This window comes from Phenylobacterium sp., assembly GCF_035309685.1.
GTDB lineage: Bacteria > Pseudomonadota > Alphaproteobacteria > Caulobacterales > Caulobacteraceae > Phenylobacterium.
Genome location: NZ_DATGEX010000066.1, coordinates 47,478 through 73,413 on the forward strand (window position 1 = coordinate 47,478; position 25,936 = coordinate 73,413).

The window sequence follows — 25,936 nt, forward strand, 5'->3', positions numbered from 1 at the left end:
TGGGTGTAAGCATGAGTGTGCATGTCAACCGTCGCCTCGTCGCGGGCCTTTCGGCCGCCACGGCCGCCGCCGCGCTCGCGGGCGGCGCGCCGGCCATGGCCCAGTTGCCGCCGTCGCAGGCCGTCTATTCCGCCAACGTGGCGTTCCCGGCCGGCGCCACCTACGACCACGTGTCGCTGCCGGTTGATTTCGGCGTGTCCGCCGTCGACATCTTCGACCTCGATTCCGCCCACGCCTTCACCCAATCCGACAACTTCGGCACGGGACCGGCGGTCACGGCCTACACGATCGGCAGCGCCTCGGCCGCGGTCGACCTGACCTACTTCTACCGGATCAACGGCCCGGTTGGCGGCAGCGCCCTGATCGGCCTGACAGGCTCGGTCTACGCCTTCGGATTCCCCTATCCCGATCCCGGCGAGGCCTGGGCCGGCATCTCGGGCTCGGCGGGCCTCGCCCCGGGCGACTACTACGGCCAGGCCTGCGCCAGCTTCGATGGCTCCTGCGCGCCTGGCCTGAGCTCCAACACCGTCCCCGTGAACGTCAGCTTCAGCGTGCCGACCAACACCGTGGAGTGGATCAAGCTCTCGGCGGCGGCGTCGGGCGCGGACTACGGTTCCGAGTTCACCGCCCAGGCCGACCCGATCCTGTTTCTGGATCCCTCGATCGGCGACCCCCAGGACTATTCGATCGAGGTCAGCCCCGACGTGACCAACGGTGATCCGCCGTTTGTAGGCGGCGGCGACGTGCCGGAGCCGGCGGCCTGGGCGATGATGCTGGTGGGCTTCGGCGCGCTCGGCGCGGTCATCCGGCGGCGGCGCCGGGCTGCGCTTGCCGCCTGACGCCTGGAACCACCGGCTCTGGGACCGGGAAGGTCCAGGTCAGCCTGGCGATCGCCAGCTGCAGGGCCACCGGCGCGCCCACATAGATGAGCTTGAACGCGTTCACCGCGGCCGGCGCGTTGGCGCGGTTGGGTCCGAAGCCGATCCTGTCGAGCAGGGCGAAGGCGACCGCGATGGCGACGCCGCGCCCGACCCGCCCCATGATCAGGTGCAGGGCGTAGTAGAGCCCGGTGCGGACCTCGCCGCGCCGCGCCGCGTCCTCGGCGGCGATGTCCCCCATCATCGAATCCAGCAGGGCGGTGTTGGTCGCCGATGGCGCGCCCAGCAGGACGACGCACAGCACCGCCGCCGCCACGCCGCCGGCCGGCACCAGCAGGATGGCTGGCAGGGCGAGCGTCAGCCCCAGCGCGATCCAGGCCATCGTCCGAGGCTTGGTGCGCCCACCGGCCGCCTTCAGGATCGGCCCCAGGAACACCACGCCGCTCAGCACATAGGCGAGCAGCAGCAGGCTTGAGATGCGCCCCAGGCCCCAGACATCTCGCGCCAGGAAGACGAACAGGCTGGTGACAATCCCCAGCGCGCCGGCGTCGCAGAGATCGACCAGCAGCAGGCGGCGCAGCGCCCGGTCGCCCTGCAGGGCGGCGAAGGCCGCCTTCAGCGAGGTGCGCGTGACCGCCGGCCGCGGCGACGGCCGCTCGGGCGCCAGCAGGGCGGCGGCCGCCACGGTGAGCGGCAGCAGCAGGACGAAGAACCCGCCGATCGCGGCCATCCGCAGCCGGTCCGCCCCGCCGGGATGCGCGCGCTCGATCAGGATCGGCGCGGCCAGCACCAGCACCAGCCCGGCCACGGAGGCGATCTGGCGGCTGGCCTGGATGCGGGTGCGTTCGTGATAGCGCGCCGTGGCCTCCGAACCCCAGGCGACATGATTGATCGACAGCAGGGTCAGCGCCGCCACCGCCGCCAGCAGCCAGCCGATCAGGTAGCCGCCGCTGGGATTGTCCGGCGGCGCGAAGACGGCCCAGATCGCGGCCATGCCGAACGGCGCGGCGGCGGCCAGCCAGAACTTGCGGCGATGCTTCGCCCAGCCGAACCGGTCGGAGACCGCGCCGGCCGACAGCGCCAGCGGAATCTCGGCGATCCGGCCGATGAAGAAGGCCGCGCCCACCAGGCCGAGGCTGAGGCCCAGGCCGCCGTAGAAGGCCGGCAGATAGACCGAAATCGGCGTGTCGATGGCCGAGATCGGCGCCGCCGGCGCGGCGAAGGCGATCAGCCGTCCAAGCGGCAAGCCCCGTTCGCGGCCCGGCGATTCGGCCGGTGGGCTTGCGCCATCGCTCATCCCCGCTCCGACCCCTGGCTCGCGAACCTTCGCCCTCTCGGCGGCGGTACGAAATGCTGAGAGCTTATTGTATAGCTTGCCGCAACCTGTCGGCTAGTTGATCGGTGCGGATCTGATGGCGCCAGAGCTTTCCGAAAAGCTGGATTTCGTTCTCAAGGCGCTGTCCATGAGCCGTGGGCGGATGGCCGCCGAACTCAGCGTCGACAAGTCCGCCGTCGGCCGCTGGATCAGCGGCGCGGCCGCGCCCTCGGCGCACAACATGTCCCAGATCACCGCCCTGGTGGCCGCCCGCGTGCCGAGGTTCACCGCGCTCGACTGGGAGCGGGACCTGGAGAGCCTGGCCGACGCCATCGGCGTGACCCCGCCGGGACCCCGCCGCGGCGGTGGCGGCGGTCCGGCGATCGCCATTCCGCTGTTGGAGGAAAGCCTGGCGGCCGTGCGGCTGCGCGGATCGGCCTATGAGGGCTTCTACCGCACGACCCGGCCCTACGCGCAGCATCCGGGCCAGTTCATCCACGATCAGGTGATGATCCGCGCCGAGCCGAAGGGGTTCCTCAAACTCAGCATGACCGCCGCCGGCGTGTTGGTCGAAGGCCAGGTGATGCTGCTGCAGAACCAGCTGTTCTTCGCCGGCGCCGAGATGACCAGCGGCGCCTTCGTCTTCGCGATCTTCAACGGCGTCTCCACCGTCCAGGCCGGGATCATCGACGGCCTGGTGCTGTTCTGCGCGCTGGACCCCGGCCGCACGCCCACCGCCACCGCCGCGATCTTCGAACGCGTCGGCGACCTCACCGGCGACGCGCAAGCTGACGAAGCCCGCTTCGCCGAGATGTCCCGCGAACCCCACCTGGCCACCGAGACCTCCGCCCCCGAACACATCCGCCAACACCTGGTCCGCGACCAGGGCCCCACAGCCCTCGCCGCCGGCGGCGACTGGCTGCTCTCACTGCCCTTGGGCCGCTCCATGGCCCGGGGCCTGGCGCGGCTGTAGGGCCGCCCCGCACCTTCGCGCTTCTACCGCACACCCCAACCCGCTAGGTTCGCGCCACACATGAGCGTGCTGCACCTTCTGGGAACGGCCGGGGACGGCGGGGCGGAGACCTACTTCGTCGACCTGGTCACCGCCTTGCGGCGCGCGGGCGTCGACGAAGCGTGCGCGATCCGCCGCCATGCCGGGCGCGAGGCCGCGCTGCGCGGGGCCGGCGTGCCGACCAAGGTGCTGGGCTTCGGCGGCCCGCTCGACATCCTGACCAGGACCGCCGCGGCCGGCTACGCCCAGATCACCGGGACCAGGCTGGCGCTCGCCTGGATGAACCGCGCGGCGCGTCACACGCCCAAGGGGCCTTGGGCGCGCATCGGCCGACTGGGCGGCTACTACAACCTCAAATACTACAAGGGCTTCGACGAGCTGGTCGCCAACACCGAGGACATCGCCGAGTGGATCGTGGGCCAGGGCTGGCCGGCCGGGCGCGTGCGCCACATCCCCAACTTCGCCGCCGCGCCGCCGGATGGCGCGCCCGCCGACCGCGCGAGCCTCGACACCCCCGCCAACGCGCCCCTGCTGCTGGCCATGGGCCGCCTGCATGAGTCCAAGGCCCATGACGTCAATCTGCAGGCGCTCGCCGACCTGCCGGACGCGTACCTGTGGATCGCCGGCGTCGGCCCGGAGGAGGCCAAGCTGAAGGCGCTCGCCGAGGCGCTCGGCGTCGCGTCCCGCGTGCGCTTCCTGGGCTGGCGCACCGACCCCTCGGCGCTCTATCGCGCCGCCGACGTCTGCGTCTTCCCCTCGCGCTACGAGCCGCTCGGCAATGTGGTGATCCAGGCCTGGGCCCACGGCCTGCCGGTGGTCGCCGCCGCGAGCCAGGGCCCATCCGCCCTGATCGAGGACGGCCGCGACGGCATCCTCGTCCCCGTCGACGACGCCGACGCGCTCGCCGCCGGCGTGCGCCGCGTCCTCGCCGAGCCGAAGCTCACCGCCGGCTTCATCCAGCGGGGCCTCGGCCGCGTCGCCGCGGAGTTCTCCGAAGCCGCCGTCGTCGCCCAGTGGAAGACCCTCTTCGCCGACTACGGAGCGGTCTGATGTGCGGCATCGCGGGCCAGGTGGGCGGGCGCGATCCCCGCGTGGCCCAGATGATCGAAGCGCTCACCCACCGCGGCCCAGACGGCATTCGCATCGAGGAGACCCCCGGCGCCGCCTTCGCCCACGCGCGGCTCTCGATCATCGACCTGGAGGGCGGCTGGCAGCCGATGCACGCCGCCGGCTCGACGGTCATCGGCAACGGCGAGATCTACAACTACCTCGAGCTCGCCCGGGATCATCAGCTTACGGAGGTTCTCGCCACCGGCTCCGATTTCGAACCGCTGCTGCACCTCTATGCGAAGGAAGGCGAGGCCGCCTTCGCCCGCCTGCGCGGCATGTACGCCCTGTGCTTCATCGGCCACGACGGCCGCGCCTTCCTGGCCAGAGACCCCTTCGGCATCAAGCCGCTCTACATCATGGAACACGCCGGCGGCCTCGCCTTCGCCTCCGAACCCCGGGCCTTCTTCAAGGCCGGCCTGATGCAGGCCGTTCTCGACGAAGAAGCCGCGAAGGAACTCCTGGCCTTCAACTACACGCTCGGCGCCCGCACCCCGTTCCAGGGCCTGCGCCGCCTGGCCCCCGGCGAAGTCTGCGAAGTCCGCGACGGCCGGATCGTCTCAGGCTGGCGGCAGGGATGGCTCACCAAAAACCTCCCCCGCCCTGCGGGGGAGGGGGACCACGAACGTGGTGGAGGGGGCGCTGCCGCCGCACCCACCTCGCCGCGCAATCCCAGCGCCCCCTCCACCGCTTCGCGGTCCCCCTCCCCCGTTTTCACGGGTGAGGTAAAGGACATCCTCGCCCGCCTCGACGCCGTCCTCGAAGACTCCGTCCGCGTCCATCAGCGCTCCGACGTCCCCTACGGCCTGTTCCTCTCCGGCGGCATCGACTCGGCGACCATCGCCACCCTGATGGCGCGGCTGAACGCGCGCCCGGTCACCGCCTACACCTGCGGCTTCGACACAGCCGGCGCCGCCGACGAACGCGCCCAGGCCGAGCGGGTCGCGCGCGCGCTGAACCTCGACTGGCGCGAGACGACTTTCGGCGAGGCCGACTTCTGGCGGATCGCACCTGAGGTCGCCTGGGCGCTCGACGATCCCACCGCCGACTACGCGACCCTGCCGACCTACAAGCTGGCCGAAGCCGCCAAGGGCACGCTCACCGTCGTGCTGACCGGCGAGGGCGGCGACGAGCTGTTCGGCGGCTACGGCCGTTATCGCCGGGCGCTGCGCCCCGCCTGGCTGGGCGGCCGGCCCGCCGAACCGCGCGGCGCCGACGCGGCGGCGCTGGCCCGCTGGCGGACCGAGGCGCAAGGCCCGGCCGGCCTCTCCCGGTTGCAGCAGGCGCAATGGGCCGACATCCAGACCTGGCTCCCCAACGACCTTCTGCTCAAGCTCGACCGCTGCCTGATGGCCCATGGCCTGGAGGGCCGCACGCCGTTCCTGGACCCCGGGGTCGCCGCCTTCGCCTTCCCCCTGCCCGACCGGATGAAAGTCCGCGGCCGCTACGGCAAATGGCTGCTGCGCAAATGGCTGGAGCGCGCCTGCCCCGCCGCCGAGCCCTGGGCTCGCAAACAGGGCTTCACCGTCCCGGTCGAGGCCTGGATCGCGCCCCGCGCCGCCGACATCGCCCAGCGCCTAGGCGACATCGCGGCGCTCCGCCGCGTGAAGCCCGACGCCGCCGCGGCGTTCAAGGCGGGAGAGCCCGGCGTCCGCTGGCCCCTGCTGTTCTTCGCGCTCTGGTCCCGCATCCACCTCGAAGGCGCGGGCCCCGCCGAGGCCTTGGCGAGCGTCGCGGGCGCGGTCTGAAGAGAACCACGAAATACACGAACGAGCCGGTTCGCCCGCGAGCGCAGCTCGCCATCCAATCGACTTAGAGCCGGAAGAATCGCCCTTCGGCCAGCGTCGATCCTTTTCGTGTATTTCGTGTATTTCGTGGTTCGAAAAATGGGCTCGCCTACCGCGCCTTCATCGAATTGTTCGACCGGTCCGCGTCGGGCAGGCGGTGGTCGGGGTCGATGGTCGCTTCCGCCACCGGTCCGCCGTCGATGGCGTAGGTGTGCTTGCCGGTCTGCATCCAGGTCTCCACCGGAATGCGGATGTCGCGCGTCTGGCCGTTCTGGAAGGTCACCCGCAGCGTCGCCGGCAGCACCAGCTGGCCGCGGTTCTCCACCGTCACCGAGGCGCCCCTGGCCGGGTCGTTGACCACCTCGGTCACGGCCATGTCGTGCGACCAGTTGTTGAGGAAATAGCCGCGCCAGAACCAGCTGAGGTCCTCGCCCCCGGCGCTTTCCATCTCGCGGAAGAAGTCACTGGGCTTGGGGTGCTTGTAAGCCCAGTCGGCGATGTATTTGCGGAACGCCGGATCGAACCGCTCCGGACCCAGGATGTCCTCGCGCAGCAGGGTGAGCGCGAAGGCGGCTTTGAAGTAGGTCACCGGGTGGCGGTACTTCTCGCGGATGGTGTCGGCCCGGCTCATGATGACCGGCGCCTCGGGGTCCTTGATCAGAGCCGCGATCTGGTCGGCGGGCGAGCCGCCCTTGGCGTCCGGCGCATACTCCCCGTCGCGCTTGGGGCCATAGACCCCGCCCTCGAAATCGTCGCTCTCGTAGACGTCGATGAAGGTGTTGATTCCCTCGTCCATCCAGGCGTCGCGCCGCTCGTCGGAGCCGACGATCATCGGGAACCAGCTGTGGCCGATCTCGTGCGCCGAGATGAAGAACAGCGTCTTGCCCTTGTCCGGGATGCCGTCGAAGACGATCCCCGGATACTCCATGCCGGTCGCCGGCCCGGCCACGTTGATGGCGTTCGGCCAGGGGTAAGGATACCAGCGCTTGGAGAACCGTTCGACGGCGTCCTTCATATATTCGGTCGACCGGCTCCAGCCCTCCTGGCCGACGCTCTCCGGCGGATAGACCGACTGCGCCATCGCCGTCTTGCCGTCCGGCAGATTGATCTTCGCCGCGTCCCAGACGAAGGCCCGGCTGGCGGTGAAAGCCACGTCGCGGGTCTTGTCCATGTGGAAGCGCCAGGTCTTGGTCGCCCCGTTCGCCGGCGGCGTCGCGGCCACTTCCTCCGGCGTGCGGATCACCACCGTCTTGTCGCTCGCCTGGGCCTTCGCCCACCGCGCCCGCTGGTCGGCGCTCAGCACCTCGTTCGCATTGACGAGCGCGCCCGACCCCGACACCAGCATGTCCGCCGGCACGGTCACCGCGTAGTCGAAGCTGCCGTATTCCAGGTAAAACTCGTTCGCCAGATAGGGCAGGGTGTCCCAGCCGCGGACGTCGTCGAACACCTGCAGGCGCGGGTACCACTGCGCCAGATCGTAGATGTCGCCGGACTTGTTCGGCTCCCACGCCATCCGCCCGCCGAACAGGCCGGGAATCGTGAAGTGGTACTGCACCCGCACCGCGACCTTGCCGCCGCCGGCCTTCACCGCGGCGGGCAGATCGACGCGCATGCGGGTGTCGGAGATGACCGTGTTGACCGTCTTGCCGCCGACCGTAACCGCGTCGATCACATAGCCGGGCGTCGACTGGTTCGGGTCGACGCGGCGGCCGCCCGACATGGCGTAGCCGCGGGAATCCCGGCGGTAGAGGTTCTGGTCCATCTGGAACCAGAGGAAGCCCAGGGCTTCCGGACTGTTGTTCGTGTAGGTCACCGTCTCGTCGCCGGTCAGCACATGGACCTTGGTGTCGATGCTGGCGGCGATGCTGAAGTCCGCGCGGTTCTGCCAATAGGCCGGCCCCGGCGCGCCCGAGCCCGACCGGATCGAATTCGCCGGCGCCGGCAGGGTCAGCGGCCCGAAGGTCTTCAGGGGGTCGTAGGTCTGGGCTTGAACGGAAGTCGCCAGAACCGACGCGGCGGCGAACAGGATGAGTGAGCGCAAGGAATCCCCCGGAGAGTTGAGCGCCGCACCATAGGACTCCTCGCCCCCGCGAAGCGAGAGGGCGCGGCGCCTAAACCCCCAACCGCTCCGCCACTGCCTCGCCGATGGCCAGCGATGAGGTCAGGCCCGGGCTTTCGATGCCGAACAGCGCCATCAGGCCGGGCAACCCATGCACCTCGGCGCCGTCCAGCTGGAAGTCCGGCTGCGGTTCGTTGGGGCCATGCAGCTTGGGACGGATGCCGGCGTAGTCGGGGCTCAGCGCCTCTTCCGGCACGGCCGGCCAGAACTTGCGGATGTAGTCGGCGAACGCCCCGCGCATGTTCGGGTCGACGCTGTAGTCCAGGGTGTCCACGTAGTGCAGGTCCGGCCCGAACACCGCCTGGCCCCCCAGGTCGCGGCGGTAGTGGGTGCCCAGCGCCCCATGGATCGGCGGCGGATAGATCAGCCGCGAGAAGGGCGCCTTGCCGACCAGGCGGAAGTACATCCCCTTGCCGTAGTGGCCCTTGGGAATCTTGCCGGCCGGAAAGCCCTCGATGGTCGCGGCCACGTCCTGCGCCGAGAGGCCGGGCGCGGTCATCAGATAACGGCAGGTCAGGCTCGCCGGCTCCGCCCCGCCGGCCCGCACCGTAAACCCGCCGGCCTCCAGCGGCGTCGCGCCCTCGAACGGGGTCGCGGTGACCACCGCCCCGCCGCCGGCCTCGATCTCGCCCTGCAGCGCCAGCATGTAGCCGTGGCTGTCGAACACCCCGCTCTGCGGCGAGACCAGCGCGCCATAGCATTTCAGCTCCGGCTCCAGCGCGATCGCCTGGGCGGCGCTGATCTCTTCCATCCCCTCGACGTCGTTGGTGCGCGCCTGCTGCAGGATCTCGCCCAGCCGGCCGACATCCTCGGGCGCGGTCGCCACCACCAGCTTGCCGCAGCGGTCGTAGTCCACGTGGTGGCTGTCGCAGAAGGCGTAGAGCGCGCGCCTGCCCAGCACACAGAACCGCGCCTTCAGCGATCCCGTCGGATAGTAGAGCCCGCCGTGCACCACCTCGGAATTGCGCGACGACACGCCCTGGCCGATGGCGGCCTCCTTCTCCAGCACAGCCACCGTCAGGCCGCGCCGGGTCAGGGCATAGCCGCAGGCCAGCCCCACCGCGCCCGCGCCCACCACCACCGCATCGAAATCGAACTGCGCCATATCCACCGCCTAACGCGGGATCGCGCGCAGTGGAACCTCAACCAGGCAGGAACCACGGAAAACACGGAAAGAGCGCGGAAAGAGCCTTCAACCACGGACGGACACAGACGCACACGGACGCGCCCTGCCGCTTGAAAGGCCGAAGGCCATCTTCCGAGAGGCTCTGCCTACGATCAGAAGGCGAGCTGCGCTCGCAATGGGCAAGGCGCGTCCGTGTGCGTCTGTGTCCGTCCGTGGTTCTTCTGCTTCTTCTTCCGTGCTTTTTCCGTGTTTTCCGTGGTTCCAATCTTGGTCTCCGCAGGCGATAGCTGACCGCCGAATCCGGGGAGACCTTCGATGAAGATGCTGAAGTGGATGGCCGCCGCGACGCTGGCGCTGACCTTGGCGCCCGCCGCCCGCGCCCAGGTCCCGCTGGATCCGTCGAAGCCGCAGGAGATCGCCGGCATCCTGAGCTGGACTGGCGACTACCAGGCCAAGGGCTTCCGCGACATCGAGCACATCTACAAGACCCACACCATCAAGCGCGGCGCCAAGGTCCATCCGCTGCCGCTCGCCGCCCGCCAGATCGACCCGACCTTCAGCTACGACGGCAAGACCTGGACGATCGACGCCTACATGAAGGCCTATCGGGTCTCGGGCCTGCTGGTCCTCAAGGACGGCAAGATCGTGCTGGAGAAGTACGCGCTCGGCCGCAAGCCCACCGACCGCTGGACCTCCTTCTCCGTCGCCAAGTCGGTGACCTCGACCCTGGTCGGCGCCGCCATCCAGGACGGCAAGATCAAGTCGATCAACGCGCCGGTCACCGACTACATCCCCGAGCTCAAGGGCAGCGCCTACGAGGGCGTGACCGTGCGCCAGATGCTGATGATGAGCTCGGGCGTGAAGTGGAACGAGGACTACGTCGACCCCAACTCCGACGTCGCCAAGGCCGGCAACAAGGTCACCGAGCCCGGCGTCAATCCGATGGTCAGCTACCTGCGCAAGCTGCCGCGCGAGCATGCGCCGGGCACCACCTGGCACTACAACACCGGCGAGACCGACCTGGTCGGCGTGCTGGTCTCCAAGGCCACCGGCAAAAGCCTCGCAGAGTACGCCTCGGAGAAGATCTGGAAGCCCTACGGCATGGAGCAGGACGCCGTCTGGATGGTCGATCCGGGGAACCAGGAGCGGGGCGGCTGCTGCATCTCCATGACGCTGCGCGACTACGGCCGCGTGGGCCTGTTCATCGCCGGCGACGGCCTGGCGAACGGCAAGCGCGTCACCCCGCCCGGCTACATCGCCGAGGCCACCCGCAAGGAGATCGACAACGGCACGCCGGCCTCGCCTGCCCCCGGCTACGGCTACTTCTGGTGGATGGTCGGCGACGGCGCCTATTCCGGCATCGGCATCTTCGGCCAGTCGGTCACCCTGTTCCCCAAGGACCACCTGATCATCGTCCAGAACGCCGCCTGGCCGAAACCGACCGGCAAGGAGCTGAGCGCCGCGCGGGCGGCGATGTGGGAGGGCGTGAGGGCGGCGGCGAAGTAGAGCGGCGGAAGCTGGATAAGCGGCTAGGGAGGGCCGCCGTCACCCCAGACCATTGCAAAACGCTCCGGCGATCCGGCGTGTCTTCAGATCGAAGAACACTGTAACCACATCGCAGCCTCCATCAGCGACGTCGGATGAGCTTCTGCGAAGATATCGGCCGGCGGGTTCAGAGCCATGCCAGAGGAAGACGCCTTTGATCATCGGGCGCCGGCTGACGGTCTCAGCCGTATAATATCGCGCGTAGCCGGCGACGGCATGCGCACCCTCAGGCAAGGCAACAGTTTGCTCGATTAGATCAATGTCCGCCGTCCTTAAATGCCCATCGCGAGCGGCGACGGCCGTCTGAAACGCGATACCAATCGACAGCGTTGCGACAAGTGCGACACCTCTTACGATCATAGCTAGGCCACCCCGCGCCTTAACTCCATGCCGGCCAGTTTGCTCTGGCCCTGAGCTTGGTCAAGGACGCGCCTTTGGCGCGCCGCGGGGCGGCGAGGGCTCCGCCCTCGTCCTTGAGCAAGCTCAGGGCCAGAGCTCCAATCTCGCCATGGGGTTTAAGGGCTTTCCCGCATCCATGAGGACGCAGGTTTAGACCACACTCACCCTCGTCATCCTCCGGTCGCGCGAAGACGCGATCCGGGGGACCCAAGCGGCCTCGCCCCATTCTGCAGCTCAGCTTGGGTCCCCCGGATCAGCCTGGCGGCTGACCGGAGGATGACGAGGGTGAGTAGCGTGCCGCAGTCGCGCGCGCCTACGCTTCGTTCCAGCCGCCCAGCACGCAGGCGATCCGCCCATGCCGCAGACTCACCGTCGCGTGCCGGCCCGGGCCGGGCTCGAACAGGGTGGTGCGCCCGCCGATGCTCACGGCGATGATGATCGGCTCGCTGAACTGGCAGGCATAGTAGGCCCTGCGGGTGATGAACGGCCCGTCCGGCACCGAGGCGCAGTCCGCCCCGCCGAAGGGATGGGCGAAGTCCACGCCGCCGTATTTGAAGCTGTGCGGCTCGCGCGACAGCACGATCCCACGCCAGCTGTGGCGGGCCGGCGGACAGGGCGGACCCTTGATGTCCCAGTCGTGGCGCAGCCCCTGCTGATGGGCGAACAGCGCCGAAACCCCGGCGATCGGCACGCCGGCGATCACCAGGCCGATGGTGATCAATCCCAGCTTCGCCGTCGCGCCGCGCTTGGGCTTCTTGTAGATCGCGCCGACCAGAGCCATGGCGTCCATCCGTGAAATTTACAGATGTAGTGCATGCAAATTACGCCCGTAGCCGGCGGTGTCAAGGCGTGCCGGCCTAGGCGGTCTCCAGCACCTTCGCCGCCTGCTTCTCCCAGCGGCCCCACAGCGCCCTCTCCTCGGCCTTGGCGGGGGCGACGGAGGCCTCCTTGATGTGGCCGTAGCCGCGGATCTTCTGCGGGATGGCGGCGATCTGCACGGCGGTGGCCAGGCGTTCGGCGGTGAGGCCTGACACGATCTTCGCCAGACCCGCCTCGTAGTCCCTGATCAGCCCGCGCTCCATCTTCCGCTCGTCGGTGTAGCCGAAGATATCCAGCGCCCCGCCCCGCAGGCCCTTCATCCGGGCCATCAGCGGGAAGGCGGCGTCCAGCATCCAGCCGCCGAACTGGATCTTCTGCGGCCGCCCGTCCCTGCCCTTGCGCGCGATCAGCGGCGGGGCGAGCCACACCTTGGTCTTGCCGCCCTTGAAGGTCTCGTTGCGGTAGGCCTGGAAGCGGCCGTCCGTATAGAGACGCGCCACCTCGTACTCGTCCTTGTAGGCCATCAGCTTGTAGAGGTTGACGGCCACGGCGCGGGTCAGGGCCTCGGAGCTGAGCGGCGCCTCGGCCTCGCGGACCTGCGCTACCCAGTCGGCATAGCGCCTGGCGTAGGCGCCGTTCTGATAGGCCGTGAGCTCCTTGGCGCGGTGGGCGATCAGGTCGTCCAGCGGCATGGTCTCCGGCGTCGGGACGTCGTCCTCGCGCTTGCCCCGGGCGGCGGGATCATGGGCGGCTTTTCGGCCCAGTTCGAAGGCCTGAAGATTGGTCTCCGCATCGACCCCGTTCAGCCGGATCGCGCGGTAGAGCGCGCGGCTGGAGACCGGGATCACGCCCTTCTGCCAGGCGAAGCCCAGCATGATCATGTTGGCGTAGATCGCGTCGCCGAGGTTCTCCACCGCCAGGTTCTGCGCCGGCATGGCGTCGTAGGACTTCACCGCCGCGGCCAGGCGCTGGCCCTGGTTGTCGGCGTCGAAGCGCACGTCGCGGTCGGTGACGAAGTCGGCGGTCGGCGCGAAATCGGCGTTGCCGACGGCCACCGTGCGGTCCTTGGCGTAGAGCGCAAGCGCGTCGGCCCCGCCCGCCGAGAGCAGGTCGCAGGCGATCAGCACATGCGCGCTGGCGGCCGGTACGCGTCCGCCGACCACGGTCTCCTCGGTCTCGCCGACCCGGACGTGGCTGAACACCGCCCCGCCCTTCTGCGCGAGCCCGGTCATGTCGACCACGCTGGCGGCGCGGCCGTCCACGTGGGCGGCCATGGCCAGGATCGAGGCGACGGTGGTCACGCCCGTGCCGCCGACCCCGGTGAAGACGATGTTGCGCACGCCCTCCAGCGGCTCGAAGGCCGGCAGCGGCGTCGCGTCGGCGGTCAGCGCCGGCATCGCTTCGCGGTGCGGGTTCTCCGCGCCCTCCAGCGTGATGAACGACGGGCAGAAGCCGTCGAGGCAGCTGTAGTCCTGATTGCAGGACGATTGATTGATCTTCCGCTTGCGGCCGAACTCGGTGTTCAGCGGCTCGACGCTGACGCAGTTCGACGTCTTCGAGCAGTCGCCGCAGCCCTCGCAGACCAGCGGATTGATCATCACCCGCTTGGGGGCCGCGTCCATCGAGCCGCGCTTGCGCCGCCGCCGCTTTTCCGTAGCGCAGACCTGATCGTAGAGCAGGACGGTGACGCCCGGCGTCGCCTTCAGCCGGTTCTGCACCTCCATCAGCTCCGAGCGCGGGAACACCTCGACGCCGGGCGCGAGGTCGGTGGCGTGCTGGTACTTTTCCGGCTCGGCGGCGACGATGACGATCTTCTCGACGCCTTCGGCGTGCAGCTGGCGGGTGATCTGGGCGGGCGTGAAGCCGCTCTCCGCCGCCTGGCCGCCGGTCATGGCCACCGCGTCGTTGAACAAGAGCTTGTAGGTCATCGACGACTTGGCCGCGACCGCGGCGCGCACGGCCAGCGAGCCCGAGTGGTTGTAGGTGCCGTCGCCCAGGTTGACGAAGACGTGGCTTTCGTTGGTGAACGGCGAGGCGCCCACCCAGGAGAGACCCTCGCCGCCCATGTGGCTGTTGAGGTCCGTCGAGGGGTCGTTGAAGCTGGCCATATAGTGGCAGCCGATGCCGGCCAGCGCGCGGCTGCCCTCCGGCACCCGGGTCGAGGTGTTGTGCGGGCAGCCGGAGCAGAAGAAGGGCTTGCGCTGCTGGTCAGCCGACAGCGTCACCGCCGCCATCGAGGCGGCCGAGACCCGCGCCAGATAGTCGTGCACCCGCTCCATGTGCGGTCCCGGCGGCAGGCGGTCGGCGATGGCCAGCGCCACCTCGGCCACCGACAGCGAGCCGATCTCCGACAGCAGCGGATGGCCCTGCTCGTCGACCTTGCCGATGATCTTGGGGCGCGCATGGGCGGGCAGCTCGTAGAGCGCCGCGCGCGCTTGGGTCTCGATCAGCGGCCGCTTGTGCTCGATGACCATCATGGTCTCGAGACCGGCGGCGAAGGCGCGGATGCCGTGCGGCTCCAGCGGCCAGGGCATGCCGACCTTGTAGATCGCCACGCCCAGGTCGGCGGCCTGCGCCGAAGAGATGCCCATGGCCGCGAAGGCCTCGATCACGTCCTTGTAGGCCTGACCCTGGCAGACGATGCCAAGCCTGGGCCGGGACGACCCCAGCATCACCCGGTCGATCTTGTTGGCGCGGGCGAAGGCGAGGGCTGCGGGGATCTTCTGGGTCCGCAGGCGCCGCTCCTTGTCCAGCGGCTGGTCCTTCAGGCGGATGCCAAGCCCACCCGCTGGGATGCGGAAGTTGTCCGGCAGGACGAACTTGTGGCGGTCGATGCCGATGTCGATGGTGACGCCGCTGTCCATGGTGTCGGCGAGCGCGATCAAGCCCACCCACAGGCCGGAGTAACGGCTCATCGCGTAGCCCAGCAGGCCGTAGTCCAGCACCTCCTGCACGTCGGCGGGCGAGAGCACCGGCATCTCGAAGTCCTGGAAGGCGTATTCCGACTGGGACGGGAGCGTCGAGGACTTGCAGTTGTGGTCGTCGCCGGCCACCGCCAGCACGCCGCCCTTGGGGAAGGTCCCGGCGAAGTTGGCGTGCTTGAAGGCGTCGCCGGTGCGGTCGACGCCCGGCGCCTTGCCGTACCACATGCCGAACACGCCATCGTACTTGGCGCTCTCGGGGAACAGGTTGGCCTGCTGGCTGCCCCAGACGGCGGTGGCCGCCAGGTCCTCGTTGATGCCTTCCTTGAACACCACCTCGGCGGCCGTGAGGAATTTCTTCGCGCGGCCCGCCTGCTGATCCAGCCCGCCGAGCGGCGAGCCGCGGTAGCCGGAGACGAATCCCGCGGTCTTCAGGCCCGCGGCCTGATCCAGCCGGTGCTGATCGATCAGCACGCGCAGCAGCGCCTGGACGCCGGTGATGAAAACCCGGCCTTCCGTGAGCAGAAATTTGTCGTCGAGCGTCACTTCGGCGTGCCGCATCGCAATTTTCTTCCTTCTGCCCCTCGCGCGTGGATTAGAACATCATATAGGATTGCGGGAATTGCTTGCCAAAAGCGTGCCCCCGCCTGTCGGTTCCGGGGCACGAACGAAGCACATAAGGCACTGTAGGGGGAGGAAAACTTGTCTGAGGTCCTGGACGCCGTCGATGCTAAGATACTCGACCTCATCCAGCACGACGCTGGCCTGTCCGTGGCGGAGATCGCCGAGCGGGTCGGCCTGTCCTCCAGCCCCTGCTGGCGGCGTATCAAGCGCCTGGAGGACGCCGGCGTCATCCAGCGCCGGGTGACCATCCTCGACCGGGAAAAGCTGGGCCTGGGCTTCGAGGTCTATTGCACCGTCAAGCTCAGCCTGCCGACCCGCGACAACCTCGACGCCTTCGAGACCGCGATCACCAAGCTGTCGGAAGTCGTCCAGTGCGCCACGGTCACCGGCTCGGCGGACTATGAGCTGCGCGTCGTCACCCGCGACATGCACGCCTTCGACGACTTCCTGCGCGAGCGCATCCTGTCGCTGGGCCTGGTCTCGAACATCGAAAGCCGCATCGTCATCCGCTCGGTGAAGAACACGACGGCCGCGCCGCTCGGCCTCATCAGCCCCTATGTGAGCGCGCAGGGATAAGGTCTCCGGCTCTAGCAGCCGCCCAGGCGCCGATTGCGCGCTCCGCTTGAACATGGCGGTAACAAGCGCCACGGTAGCAGCGACATCAGCACGGGGGCGTCGTGTCGGAACTCTTCACCAATCCTGTCACGGCGCCACTGACGATTCCCGCCGGGACCACCATAAGCGTCACGGCGGACCCGACCCAGTATGAAGGGCTGCGGGCCATCGATCTCTCTGCCCGTCCAGGGGAAACTGAGCCTTCGCTGGTCAACCACGGCGATGTCGAGATCACGGCGGTGGGCAACAGTGGCATCGCCGTCGTCTACATCGAGAACTTTTCGCCCGTCCTCCATGCGGTCGTCGAAAATGACGGAGTCATGATGGCCTCCGCGCCAGGCGACCGCTTCTATCCGGGCTTTGCGCACGGGTTTTGGGCCAACAGTTGGAGTCCTGACTTTATCAACACCGGAACCGTCAAAATTCTCGGAGGTTATTCGGCAATCGCCGTTGAATCCTGGGACAGTCGTTTCCACGTCGACAACTCTGGACTGATCGTCGCCCAGGGAGGCTCGTCCGCCTTCGGAATCTATGCGGCCAATGGCGGCGTCGTGAGCAACAACGGCACGATCTCGATCACGTCGGGGGACGGCACACAGGCCATCGGAGTCAGTTTCCCAAACGGCCACGGTGAGGTCGACAATACCGGCACAATCTCGGCTTCCGATCCCAACCTGAGCACGCCGTATGCCTATGGTGTGGCGCTCTTTCCGGGGGGTTCCAACGTGGTGATCAACCACGGAACGATTTCCGGCGACTACGCGATCTATGAGACGAGCAGCTTCAACGCTCCGCAACTCGCGGGCGCCCACATAGAGAACTACGCTCAAATGAGCGGCGACGTTCAGCTGGCCCAGGATCCCGACACTATCCTCAACAGCGGCGTCATGAGCGGCGCCATATCGCTCGGCGCGGGCAACGACACCTACAACGGCTCGGCCGGCACAGTGACGGGCCTGGTTTCCGGGAACGATGGCGACGACGTCCTCGTGGGCGGAGCGGCCGCCGACAGCCTGCAAGGCAACGCCGGCAACGACACCGAAAACGGCGGGGCCGGCGACGACATCGTGGTCGGCGGCAAGGACAACGACAGCCAGACCGGCGATGCGGGCAACGACATCGTCTGGGGCAATCTCGGGAACGACACCCTTGATGGAGGCGCCGGCAACGACCAGGTTCGCGGCGGTCAGGGCGACGACAGCATCTCCGGCGGGGCTGGAAACGACTTTATCTCCGGCGACCGCGGCAACGACACCGAGTCGGGCGGCCCCGGCGCTGACATCTTCCACGGTAGCCAGGACGCCGGCATCGATAAGGTGCTGGACTTCAACCTCGCCGAGGGCGACCGGGTCCAGCTGGACCCCGGCACCACCTACACGGTGACCCAGGTGGGCGCCGACACGGTGATCGACATGGGCGGCGCCAACCAGATGATCCTGGTGGGGGTGCAGATGTCGACGCTCACCGGCGCCTGGATCTTCGAGGGCTGAGATTGCGCCGCGAGGCGGTTCGGTAGTCCATGATGAGACCGCATCCAAGGAGGCTCCCGTGATAAACCTCGTCATCGACCAGCGCCGCCGGGACCTCGGCGGGTTCGAGGTCGGTCGCGTCCTGCCGTTCCATGCGCACCGGATGGTCGGGCCCTTCATCTTCTTCGATCACATGGGGCCGAAGGACTTCCAGGCGGGCTTCCCGAAGAACGTCGACGTCCGCCCGCATCCGCACATCGGGCTCTCGACCGTCTCCTACCTGTTCGAAGGGTCGATGACCCACCGCGACAGCGTGGGATCCACCGAGGTGATCCGGCCGGGCGAGGTCAACTGGATGACCGCGGGCAAGGGCATCACCCACTCCGAACGCTTCGAGGACCTGCGCGCGCATGGCGGCCGGATGAACGGCATCCAGGCCTGGGTGGCGCTGCCCGCCGAGGCCGAGGAGACCGCGCCGGCCTTCGCCCACCATGGTCCCGACGACCTGCCGACCTATGAGGGCGGCGGCATGTGGGCCCGGCTGATCGCCGGCAAGGCCTTCGGCGCCGAGGCCAAGGTCAAGACCCACTCGCCGATGTTCTACGTCCACTGGGCGCTCGACGCCGGCGCGACCGCGAACCTGCCGGCGGAATATCCCGAACGCGCGGCCTATGTGGCGCAGGGCGTCGTCGAGATCGACGGCAAGCAGATCAACGAGGGCCAGATGGCGGTCTTCGCGCCCGGCATGACCATCGCGGTCACCGCGGTGACGCCAGCCATCGTCATGCTGCTCGGCGGCGAGCCGGTGGGCGAACGCTTCATCGAGTGGAACTTCGTGGCGTCCTCGAAGGACCGGATCGAGCAGGCCAAGGCCGACTGGCGCGCCGGCCGCATGAAGCTCCCCGACGCCGACGACCAGGAGTTCATCCCGCTCCCGCCCGACCCGCCGGGCCCGGCGCCGGCGATGAGCTGAACGGATCCTCCCCCAGCGCGCCTGGCGCGCGATGAGGGGGAGGTGGCTCGGCGCGAAGCGCCGAGACGGAGGGGTTTCACCCGCGTCGGATAGACCGGTGGGCTGCAACCCCACAGTCTGTCTTCGCTGACAGCCCCCTAAGGGGAGCATCTTCGAATATGATGCGCTAGACAGCGGCCCATGAACGTCAGCGCCTTCGATCTCTTCAAGCTCGGCATCGGGCCGTCCAGCTCGCACACCATGGGGCCGATGACCGCGGCGGGGCGGTTCCTGCAGTGGCTGGGCGACCGGGTCGACCGGACCGCGCGGGTGCGGATCACGCTCTACGCCTCCCTGGCGCTCACCGGCCGCGGCCACGCCACCGACCGGGCGGTGATCCTGGGCCTGGCCGGCTTCAGCCCGCGCGGCCTCGATCCGGATGAGGCCGACCGGGTCGTCACCGAGGTCCGCGCCAACCATTGGCTGCTGCTGGCGGGGCGCCAGGGCGTCGCCTTCGACGAGGCCACGGACCTCCTGTGGGAAGGCCGCACGCGCCTGCCGCCGCACCCCAATGCCGTCAGCTTCGCCGCCTTCGACGCGGCCGGCGCGGTCCTGGGCGAGCGGACCTATTTCTCGATCGGCGGCGGCTTCGTGCGCGACGAGGACGAGATGGGGACCAACACGCCGCCGGAGGATGCGGCGCTGGTGGACGTCCCCTACCCCTTCGAGAGCGGCCAGGAACTGCTCGCCCTGGCCGACGCCGCCAGCCTGACCATCGCCGAGCTGATGCGGGCCAATGAGCGCGCGCGACGCAGCGATGCGGAGATCGACGCCGGCCTCGATGAGATCGCCGACGCTATGTACGCCTGCATCGAGCGCGGCATGCGCACCGACGGCGTCCTGCCCGGCGGCCTCAAGGTGCAGCGCCGCGCCTTCCAGGTGCATCAGTCGCTGATGCGCGACGCCGACAAGCGCATCGCCGACCCCTTGGCGGCGCTCGACTGGGTGAACCTCTGGGCGCTGGCCGTGAACGAGGAGAACGCGGCCGGCGGCCGCGTGGTCACCGCGCCGACCAATGGCGCGGCGGGCCTGGTGCCGGCGGTGCTGCGCTACTACGACCGCTTTCATCAGGGGACGGCGGCCGGGCGCCGGACCTTCCTTTTGACCGCCGCGGCCATCGGCGCGCTCTACAAGAAGAACGCCTCGATCTCGGGCGCCGAAGTCGGCTGCCAGGGCGAGGTGGGCGTCGCCTGCTCGATGGCGGCGGCAGGGCTCACCGCGGCGCTCGGCGCCTCCAACGCCCAGATCGAGAACGCCGCCGAGATCGGCATGGAGCACAACCTTGGCCTCACCTGCGACCCGATCGGCGGCCTGGTGCAGATCCCCTGCATCGAGCGCAACGCCATGGGCGCGGTGAAGGCCATCGACGCCTCGCGGCTGGCCCTGCTGGGCGATGGCCAGCACTCGGTCAGCCTCGACAAGGTGATCGCCACCATGAAGCGCACCGGCGAGGACATGAGCGCGGTCTACAAGGAAACCAGCCTGGGCGGCCTGGCCGTCAACCTGGCCGAATGTTGAGCCGCAAGGAGGCCTGCCGATGATCGTCGAGATGCGCACCTACACCTTGGCCCTGGGCGCGACGGGCCGCTATTTCAAGCTCTACGGCGAAAAGGGCCTGGCCGTGCAGAAGCGCATCCTGGGCCATCTGGTCGGCTACTACAGCGTCGAGGTGGGCGCGCTGAACCAGGTGATCCATCTGTGGGCCTACGACAGCCTCGACGACCGCGCCAAGCGCCGCGCGGCCCTTTGGTCCGACCCGGAGTGGCTGGCCTATGTGGCCGAGGTCGGCGGGCTGGTGGTGAAGCAGGAGAACCAGATCCTCAACCCCGCGCCCTTCTTCCAGGTCCCGCCGGCCGCCTAGCCTTCCAGATAGGCCGTCAGCTTGGCCATGATCTCGCGGCTGCCCTCTTCGCGGCTGCCGTTGTCGTCATAGCCATCCAGGAAGGCGCCCTGCTCGGTGTGGATCAGGTGGGTTCCTCCGCCCGCCGCCGGCTTGAACTCGAAGGTGGCCAGCGAGACGCTGATCTTCCGCCCGTCCAGCCGCATCTCGTAGGTGTAGACGATCCGCTCGCCCGGGATGATGTCGAAGTAGGTCGCGTCGAAATCCGTGACCATGCCGCTGGCCCACTTGCCGACCAGCCGCTCGCGGCCGCCCACCTGGAAGTCCATCGCCCGCTCGGCGATCGTCCAATTCTCGTTCGGCGCGGTGAACCAGCCGTTCTTGCCCTCGACGCTGGCGAAGGCGTCGAACACGCGCTGCGGCGTCACCTTCGGATAGGTCCGCTCAAGGGTGAAAACCCCGTGCGAAACGCTGCGGGTCAGATCGGTGGTGGCGTTCATTTCGGGTCTCCGTCGGGGTAGCGCATGAGGTGTTCGAGACGTCGCTCCGCCTCCGCCCGGCGCTGGTTGAACCACTGCTCGGCAAGGCTGAGCGCGGCCGGTTCGATCCGGCAGGTCCGCACCCGCCCGGCCTTCTCGGAGCGCACGAGGCCGCTCGCCTCCAGCAGCGCCAGGTGCTGTACGATGGCCGGCAATGACATGGCGAAGGGGGCGGCCAGCTCACTGACCGAGGCCGGGCCCTGGCTCAGCCGCTCAACCATGCCGCGCCGCGTCGGATCCGCCAGCGCCTGGAAGGTCAGATCCAGGTTCGACATCAGCCGTCCTTCAGCGGGAAGTACTGGAAGAAGGGCTCGGCCTCGCTGAGCACGCGCGCGATGCTCGGTCGCGCCCCCAGCCGGTCCAGATAGGCCCGCAGGCCCGGCCAGGCGTCGAGCGAGACGGCATAGTCGGCGTAGTAGAGCGCCGGCAGGGCCGCGCAGTCGGCGAGCGTGAAGGTCTCGCCGATCGCCCAGGGTCCCGCGATCATCGGCGCGATCAGGTCGTAGCCCTGGCGGACCTTGCCCCGCGCCTGGTCCACGCCATAGGGGTCCTTCTGGCCCTCGGGGCGCAGGCGCTCGCTGACGATCCCCTGGAACGGCAGGTGGATGTAGTTGTCGATCAGCCGGTCCAGCAGTCGAACCTGGCGCCCGGCGTCCGGATCGGACGGGAGCAGCGAGGCTGCGGCCGGATAGTACTGCGCCAGATAATCCACGATGATCGAGGACTCCGGGACCGTCTGGCCCCGCGCCTCATCCCGCAGCACCGGGAACTTGGCCAGCGGCCACACCGCCGCGAACGCCGCCCGGTCCGCCGGGTCGCCCAGGTTCACCACCCTGGGCTCGAAATCGACGCCCGCCTCATAGAGCGCGATCAGCGACTTCCAGCAGAACGACGACAGCGGATGATAGTAGAGGGTCAGGGACACCGGCTGGCTCCATACTTAAGTGATTGCCTAAGTATCAAGCCGCCTGGCAGGCGTCAAGCCTTCGGCGGCGCGACGCGGAGGCTAGGTCAGCGCCTTGCGCGTCTGTTCCCAGTACTGGGCGCCGGTGATCAGGGTGACGATGGCGGCGATCCAGAACAGGCTGTGGGCCGCGAAGGTGAACGGGCCCTCGATGCCGGGCTCCTGCGGCAAGAAGGGAAACGCGCCCCAGGCGGCGACCACCAGCTCCATGGCGAGCGCGACCATCTGCAGCGTGGTCTTCCATTTCGCCAGCATGGTCACCGGCAGCTTCACGCCCTTGCCGGCGCCCACTTCGCGCAAGGCGCTCACCGTGAACTCGCGGAACAGGATCAGGCCGGCCGGCAGCAGCACCATCGGCTGCGGCCCCAGCGCCATCAGTCCCAGCACCGCGCCCGCCACCAGCACCTTGTCGCCGATCGGGTCGAGGATCGCGCCCCAGATGCTCTCGGCGTGCAGCTTGCGCGCCAGCCAGCCGTCGAAGAAGTCGGTCACCGCGGCGATGACGAAGGCGTAGACCGCCCACCGCTCCAGCGCGAACTGCACCGGCGGCGTCAGATGGTCCGAGAGCCCCGGCACGGCGCCCGCCGCCGCCGCCAGCGCCAGGAACATGAACAGCGCCAGCACCAGGCGCATCGACGTCAGGATGTTCGGCAGCGACTTCATCGGGCAATCCAGCGCGCCGGCCGGCGCTTCGTTCCGGCGAGCTTAGCGGTTCGCGGCGCCGCGCGTCACCGCAATCGCCGCACTACGTCTTCGGGGGCTTGGCCCGGTTCACCTCGACCGCCGCGCGGACCAGGGCCTTGAACGCCGGCTCGTCGATCTTGCCGCCCTCGGCCACGTCCATGGCGCGGCGCACATTGCCCTCCAGGCTGGAGGTGAACAGGCGCTTGGGATCGGCCACCGACGCGCCCTTGGCGAAGGTCAGCTTCACCGCCTTCTTGTAGACCTCGCCGGTGCAGATGATGCCGGCGTCGGACCAGACCGGCCCGCCCCACTTCCATTCCTCGACGACGTCCGGGTCCGCCTCCAGGATCAGCGCCCTTAAGCGCGCCAGCATCGGGCCGCGCCAGTCGGTGAGCTCGGCGATGCGGGCGTCGATCAGTTCGGACGGAGACCGCGTTTCGTTCGGGTCGGCCTTCTTCGGCATGCGCGCAGCGGCTCCTACTTCTTCGCCGGCGCCAGGCGCAGGATTTCGCTCGGGCTCTCGTCGGTGATCACATAGAGCGCGCCGTCGGGGCCTTCGCTGACGTCCTTGGTGCGCTTGCAGCGGTCCATCAAGAGCTTCTCCTCGCCCACCACATGGCCGTTCTTCATCTCCAGGCGCACGACCTGGCGGCCGGACATGCCGCCCACGAAGACGCTGTTCTTCCACGCCGGGAAGGCCTTGCCGTCATAGAAGGTGAGGCCGGACGGCGCGATCGACGGCGTCCAGAAATAGACCGGCTGCTCCATGCCGTCGGCTTGCGTCTTGCCGCCGTTGATCATCTCGCCGTTGTTGCGGCGGCCATAGCTGATCTCCGGGAAGCCGTAGTTGCCGCCGGGCTTGATGCGGTTCAGTTCGTCGCCGCCCATGGGCTCGTTCTCGCCGACCCACAGCTCGCCGGTGGCGGGGTTGAGCGCGGCGCCCTGGATGTCGCGGAAGCCCACGGCGTAGAGCGACGGGATGGAGCCGGCGGTCTTCAGATAGGGATTGTCCTTGGGGATCGAGCCGTCGGCGGCGATGCGCAGCACCTTGCCGCGCGGGTCGGTCATCGACTGCGGATTGGGGCCGCGGTCGGCCACTTCGGCGGACGCGATCAGCAGGGTCCCGTCGCGGGCCTGGACGATGCGGCGCGGCGCCATGAACGGCAGCTCGTAGATGGTCTTGGCGTCCTCGAGGCTCGTCCCGTCGGCCGACAGCTTGGCCTTCATGATCTTGCCCACATAGGGCTGGCCCTTGGCCGGCGGGGCGGCGGTGTAGCCGTAGTAGAGGGTGCGGTTCTTCCTGAAGTCGCGGTCAAGCACCGGGCCGGTGTTGCTGGTGCCCATGGCGCCGACGATATCCGGCGCGCCTTTCAGCGGGGCCGACACCACGCCCTTGGCGCTGACGGTGCGCAGGCCGCCCGCGCGCTGGGAGACCAGCAGGTCGCCATTGGGCAGGAAGGCCAGGCCGACCGAGCGGTCGAGCGTCGCGACGACCTGCGTGTCGAACGCCGCCTTGCTCTTGATCTGCGGCGCCTTGGCCTGGTCAGCCATCAGGGGCTTGGGATCATAGCCGTCCTTGGCGTTGCGGTTCGCGCCGCACAGCGCGTTCAGCCGCTCGTTCTCGGCGTGCGATCCGGCGACGCCGGCGTAGTCCGGACCCGGCGGGAACGACGGGATCGCGGCGGGCGTCGCGGTCTGCGAAAAGGCGCCGGCGCCCGGCAGCAGCGAGAGGGCCAGGGCGAGCCCGGTCATGGCGCGCGCGGCGCGAAGGTCGATCAGCATGGCGTTGTCCCCGGTTTCCCTGCGCGGAACGTGTCACGGCGGGGCGCTGCGATCCAGAGGCGTTCGGCGTCCGCGAGGCGGAAGGAACGATAACCACGGAAAACACGGAAAGAGCACGGAAAGAGGAAGAAGGAAGGCTCAACCACGGACGGACACAGACGCACACCGACGCGCCTTGCCCATTGCGAGCGCAGCTCGCCTTCTGATCGTAGGCAGAGCCTATCGGAAGATGGCCTTCGGCCTTTCAAGCAGCAGGACGCGTCCGTGTGCGTCTGTGTCCGTCCGTGGTTGAATCCTCTTTCCGTGCGCTTTCCGTGTTTCCAAATCTCAGGGCAGTTCCCGCACCCAGATGTTGCGGAAGCTGAGCGGCGGGCTGGGGTCGCCGTGGGCCTGGAGTTTGATCGGCGCCGATGTGTAGGCCTTGTAGTAGGGCTTGCCGATGTAGAGCGTCTCGCCGGTGAGCGCGAAGTTGTTCTGCACCAGCACGCCGTTGTGCAGGACCGTGACGCGCGCCGGGGTCGCCACCTTGCCGTCGGGGCCGAAGGTCGGCGCGGTCCAGATGACGTCATAGGTCTGCCATTGCCCGGGCGGGCGCATGGCGTTCACCAGCGGCGGCGACTGCTTGTAGATGCTGGCGGCCTGGCCGTTGACGTAGGTCTCGTTCTTGTAGCTGTCGAGGATCTGCAGCTCATAGCCGGCGTCGCCCGGCCCGGTGGAGGCCAGGAACACCCCGGAGTTGCCGCGCGCCTGGCCCGACCCGGTGACGTTGGTCGGGACCCGCCATTCCAGGTGCAGCTGGTAGTTCCTGAAGCTCTTCTTGGTCTCGATGTTGCCGCCGGACTTGGCGACCACCAGCACGCCGTCCTTGACCTCCCACCTGGCCGGGGACTTGTCCCGCGTGGTGACCCATTGATCGAGCGACTTGCCGTCGAACAGCACGATGGCGTCGGACGGCGGCGCGACCGGCTTGTCGGCGATCGGCCCGGGCGTCACCACCGGCGGGACCGGCGTATAGACCTCGGTGTCCTGCGGCTTGGCGCCGGGCGTGGGCGAGGGCACGGCCTGGGCCAGCGCTGCGGTGGCGCCGAGCACGAGCAGGCTCGCGAGGGCTAGAGAGCGGATCACAGCTCCCACCCCGCGCGGTACTTGCGGCGCAGATAGCGGTTGGCGTCGGCGACGTTGGTGACGGCCATGTTGGCCGCGTCGTAGGCGATGTAGTGGTCGGCCTGCAGGGCCACGACGCCCAGGTTCATCGTCTCGTTCAGGCGGGTGGCGTACTCGAACGGGCAGGAGATCTTCTCCTCGCCGCGGATCGCGCGGATCCAGTTGTTCTCGTGGCCGCCGATGCCGCCCTGGATGCGCGGCAGCGAGACCGGGAT

23 protein-coding genes are annotated in these 25,936 nt (G+C 68.8%); 10 read left to right on the top strand and 13 right to left on the bottom strand.

Going from position 1 to position 25,936, the window contains the following annotated elements:
* Positions 1 to 11 precede the first annotated feature (11 nt).
* Positions 12 to 839 (top strand): PEPxxWA-CTERM sorting domain-containing protein, encoded by an 828-nt coding sequence (locus VKQ35_RS21155; RefSeq protein WP_324364843.1) that lies wholly within the window; start codon positions 12 to 14, stop codon positions 837 to 839.
* On the opposite strand, the gene VKQ35_RS21160 is transcribed toward VKQ35_RS21155, so the two are convergent.
* Positions 802 to 2,175 (bottom strand): MFS transporter, encoded by a 1,374-nt coding sequence (locus VKQ35_RS21160; protein ID WP_324364845.1) that lies wholly within the window; start codon positions 2,173 to 2,175, stop codon positions 802 to 804. The genes VKQ35_RS21155 and VKQ35_RS21160 overlap by 38 nt on opposite strands.
* 115 nt (positions 2,176 to 2,290) lie before the next feature.
* On the opposite strand from VKQ35_RS21160, the gene VKQ35_RS21165 reads away from it, so the two are divergent.
* From VKQ35_RS21165 to asnB, 3 genes are read left to right on the top strand one after another with little or no spacing between them, the layout of a single operon-like run.
* Positions 2,291 to 3,166, top strand: coding sequence for a hypothetical protein (locus VKQ35_RS21165; RefSeq protein WP_324364847.1), 876 nt, complete (start codon positions 2,291 to 2,293; stop codon positions 3,164 to 3,166).
* A 60-nt stretch (positions 3,167 to 3,226) separates the two neighbouring features.
* Positions 3,227 to 4,255 (top strand): glycosyltransferase, encoded by a 1,029-nt coding sequence (locus VKQ35_RS21170; protein WP_324364849.1) that lies wholly within the window; start codon positions 3,227 to 3,229, stop codon positions 4,253 to 4,255.
* A complete protein-coding gene (gene asnB / locus VKQ35_RS21175) occupies positions 4,255 to 6,060 on the top strand; it encodes an asparagine synthase (glutamine-hydrolyzing) (protein ID WP_324364851.1) in 1,806 nt (601 codons plus the stop codon). The genes VKQ35_RS21170 and asnB overlap by 1 nt, the downstream gene beginning before the upstream one ends.
* A 148-nt stretch (positions 6,061 to 6,208) precedes the next feature.
* Here asnB and VKQ35_RS21180 read toward each other — a convergent pair whose 3' ends face one another.
* Complete coding sequence (locus VKQ35_RS21180; protein WP_324364852.1) at positions 6,209 to 8,140, bottom strand: M1 family metallopeptidase; 1,932 nt, start codon at positions 8,138 to 8,140, stop codon at positions 6,209 to 6,211.
* A 70-nt stretch (positions 8,141 to 8,210) separates the two neighbouring features.
* On the bottom strand, positions 8,211 to 9,323 hold the full coding sequence (locus VKQ35_RS21185; RefSeq protein ID WP_324364854.1) for an NAD(P)/FAD-dependent oxidoreductase: 1,113 nt from the start codon (positions 9,321 to 9,323) through the stop codon (positions 8,211 to 8,213).
* Positions 9,324 to 9,659: 336 nt separating this feature from the next.
* Between VKQ35_RS21185 and VKQ35_RS21190 the strand changes: the two genes are divergently transcribed.
* Positions 9,660 to 10,850 (top strand): serine hydrolase domain-containing protein, encoded by a 1,191-nt coding sequence (locus tag VKQ35_RS21190; RefSeq protein WP_324364856.1) that lies wholly within the window; start codon positions 9,660 to 9,662, stop codon positions 10,848 to 10,850.
* 751 nt (positions 10,851 to 11,601) lie between these two features.
* Here VKQ35_RS21190 and VKQ35_RS21195 read toward each other — a convergent pair.
* The gene (locus VKQ35_RS21195; protein WP_324364858.1) at positions 11,602 to 12,069 is read right to left on the bottom strand and encodes a hypothetical protein; all 468 of its coding nucleotides are present in this window, start codon (positions 12,067 to 12,069) and stop codon (positions 11,602 to 11,604) included.
* A 76-nt stretch (positions 12,070 to 12,145) separates the two neighbouring features.
* Positions 12,146 to 15,589, bottom strand: coding sequence for an indolepyruvate ferredoxin oxidoreductase family protein (locus VKQ35_RS21200; protein WP_324364860.1), 3,444 nt, complete (start codon positions 15,587 to 15,589; stop codon positions 12,146 to 12,148).
* A 141-nt stretch (positions 15,590 to 15,730) separates the two neighbouring features.
* On the opposite strand from VKQ35_RS21200, the gene VKQ35_RS21205 reads away from it, so the two are divergent.
* The 5 genes from VKQ35_RS21205 (at position 15,731) to VKQ35_RS21225 (ending at position 20,609) form a co-directional block, all read left to right on the top strand.
* Positions 15,731 to 16,228 (top strand): Lrp/AsnC family transcriptional regulator, encoded by a 498-nt coding sequence (locus VKQ35_RS21205; RefSeq protein WP_324364863.1) that lies wholly within the window; start codon positions 15,731 to 15,733, stop codon positions 16,226 to 16,228.
* A 101-nt stretch (positions 16,229 to 16,329) separates the two neighbouring features.
* Positions 16,330 to 17,757 (top strand): calcium-binding protein, encoded by a 1,428-nt coding sequence (locus VKQ35_RS21210; RefSeq protein ID WP_324364865.1) that lies wholly within the window; start codon positions 16,330 to 16,332, stop codon positions 17,755 to 17,757.
* Between the two features lie 58 nt (positions 17,758 to 17,815).
* Positions 17,816 to 18,709 (top strand): pirin family protein, encoded by an 894-nt coding sequence (locus VKQ35_RS21215; RefSeq protein ID WP_324364866.1) that lies wholly within the window; start codon positions 17,816 to 17,818, stop codon positions 18,707 to 18,709.
* A gap of 180 nt (positions 18,710 to 18,889) precedes the next feature.
* The gene (locus tag VKQ35_RS21220; RefSeq protein ID WP_324364868.1) at positions 18,890 to 20,266 is read left to right on the top strand and encodes an L-serine ammonia-lyase; all 1,377 of its coding nucleotides are present in this window, start codon (positions 18,890 to 18,892) and stop codon (positions 20,264 to 20,266) included.
* A 19-nt stretch (positions 20,267 to 20,285) separates the two neighbouring features.
* The gene (locus tag VKQ35_RS21225) at positions 20,286 to 20,609 is read left to right on the top strand and encodes an NIPSNAP family protein (protein ID WP_324364870.1); all 324 of its coding nucleotides are present in this window, start codon (positions 20,286 to 20,288) and stop codon (positions 20,607 to 20,609) included.
* Here VKQ35_RS21225 and VKQ35_RS21230 read toward each other — a convergent pair.
* The 8 genes from VKQ35_RS21230 to VKQ35_RS21265 form a co-directional block, all read right to left on the bottom strand.
* Positions 20,606 to 21,088, bottom strand: a complete 483-nt coding sequence (locus VKQ35_RS21230) for an SRPBCC family protein (protein ID WP_324364872.1) — start codon at positions 21,086 to 21,088, stop codon at positions 20,606 to 20,608. The genes VKQ35_RS21225 and VKQ35_RS21230 overlap by 4 nt on opposite strands.
* Positions 21,085 to 21,402, bottom strand: a complete 318-nt coding sequence (locus VKQ35_RS21235; RefSeq protein WP_324364874.1) for a metalloregulator ArsR/SmtB family transcription factor — start codon at positions 21,400 to 21,402, stop codon at positions 21,085 to 21,087. Before VKQ35_RS21235 ends, VKQ35_RS21230 begins: the two co-directional genes overlap by 4 nt.
* Entirely contained in the window at positions 21,402 to 22,052 is a 651-nt protein-coding gene (locus tag VKQ35_RS21240; protein WP_324364877.1) for a glutathione S-transferase family protein, read from the bottom strand. The genes VKQ35_RS21235 and VKQ35_RS21240 overlap by 1 nt, the downstream gene beginning before the upstream one ends.
* Positions 22,053 to 22,133: 81 nt before the next feature.
* Entirely contained in the window at positions 22,134 to 22,754 is a 621-nt protein-coding gene (gene pgsA / locus VKQ35_RS21245) for a CDP-diacylglycerol--glycerol-3-phosphate 3-phosphatidyltransferase (RefSeq protein WP_324364879.1), read from the bottom strand.
* An 82-nt stretch (positions 22,755 to 22,836) separates the two neighbouring features.
* Positions 22,837 to 23,238, bottom strand: coding sequence for a DUF1801 domain-containing protein (locus tag VKQ35_RS21250; RefSeq protein ID WP_324364881.1), 402 nt, complete (start codon positions 23,236 to 23,238; stop codon positions 22,837 to 22,839).
* 14 nt (positions 23,239 to 23,252) lie between these two features.
* Positions 23,253 to 24,557, bottom strand: coding sequence for a PQQ-dependent sugar dehydrogenase (locus VKQ35_RS21255; protein WP_324364883.1), 1,305 nt, complete (start codon positions 24,555 to 24,557; stop codon positions 23,253 to 23,255).
* 327 nt (positions 24,558 to 24,884) lie between these two features.
* Positions 24,885 to 25,682 (bottom strand): DUF1080 domain-containing protein, encoded by a 798-nt coding sequence (locus VKQ35_RS21260; RefSeq protein ID WP_324364885.1) that lies wholly within the window; start codon positions 25,680 to 25,682, stop codon positions 24,885 to 24,887.
* A partial coding sequence (locus VKQ35_RS21265; RefSeq protein WP_324364887.1) for a hypothetical protein occupies positions 25,679 to 25,936 on the bottom strand: 258 nt, incomplete at its 5' end. The genes VKQ35_RS21260 and VKQ35_RS21265, both read right to left, overlap by 4 nt.

Bases quoted from the DNA above. Each gene is read 5' to 3' on its own strand.
- VKQ35_RS21200 (WP_324364860.1), bottom strand. From the start codon at position 15,589: ATGCGGCACGCCGAAGTGACGCTCGACGACAAATTTCTGCTCACGGAA.
- VKQ35_RS21195 (WP_324364858.1), bottom strand. From the start codon at position 12,069: ATGGCTCTGGTCGGCGCGATCTACAAGAAGCCCAAGCGCGGCGCGACG.
- VKQ35_RS21190 (WP_324364856.1), top strand. From the start codon at position 9,660: ATGAAGATGCTGAAGTGGATGGCCGCCGCGACGCTGGCGCTGACCTTG.
- VKQ35_RS21230 (WP_324364872.1), bottom strand. From the start codon at position 21,088: ATGAACGCCACCACCGATCTGACCCGCAGCGTTTCGCACGGGGTTTTC.
- VKQ35_RS21220 (WP_324364868.1), top strand. From the start codon at position 18,890: ATGAACGTCAGCGCCTTCGATCTCTTCAAGCTCGGCATCGGGCCGTCC.
- pgsA (WP_324364879.1), bottom strand. From the start codon at position 22,754: ATGAAGTCGCTGCCGAACATCCTGACGTCGATGCGCCTGGTGCTGGCG.
- VKQ35_RS21160 (WP_324364845.1), bottom strand. From the start codon at position 2,175: ATGAGCGATGGCGCAAGCCCACCGGCCGAATCGCCGGGCCGCGAACGG.
- VKQ35_RS21250 (WP_324364881.1), bottom strand. From the start codon at position 23,238: ATGCCGAAGAAGGCCGACCCGAACGAAACGCGGTCTCCGTCCGAACTG.
- asnB (WP_324364851.1), top strand. From the start codon at position 4,255: ATGTGCGGCATCGCGGGCCAGGTGGGCGGGCGCGATCCCCGCGTGGCC.
- VKQ35_RS21225 (WP_324364870.1), top strand. From the start codon at position 20,286: ATGATCGTCGAGATGCGCACCTACACCTTGGCCCTGGGCGCGACGGGC.
- VKQ35_RS21170 (WP_324364849.1), top strand. From the start codon at position 3,227: ATGAGCGTGCTGCACCTTCTGGGAACGGCCGGGGACGGCGGGGCGGAG.
- VKQ35_RS21235 (WP_324364874.1), bottom strand. From the start codon at position 21,402: ATGTCGAACCTGGATCTGACCTTCCAGGCGCTGGCGGATCCGACGCGG.
- VKQ35_RS21185 (WP_324364854.1), bottom strand. From the start codon at position 9,323: ATGGCGCAGTTCGATTTCGATGCGGTGGTGGTGGGCGCGGGCGCGGTG.
- VKQ35_RS21165 (WP_324364847.1), top strand. From the start codon at position 2,291: ATGGCGCCAGAGCTTTCCGAAAAGCTGGATTTCGTTCTCAAGGCGCTG.
- VKQ35_RS21255 (WP_324364883.1), bottom strand. From the start codon at position 24,557: ATGCTGATCGACCTTCGCGCCGCGCGCGCCATGACCGGGCTCGCCCTG.
- VKQ35_RS21155 (WP_324364843.1), top strand. From the start codon at position 12: ATGAGTGTGCATGTCAACCGTCGCCTCGTCGCGGGCCTTTCGGCCGCC.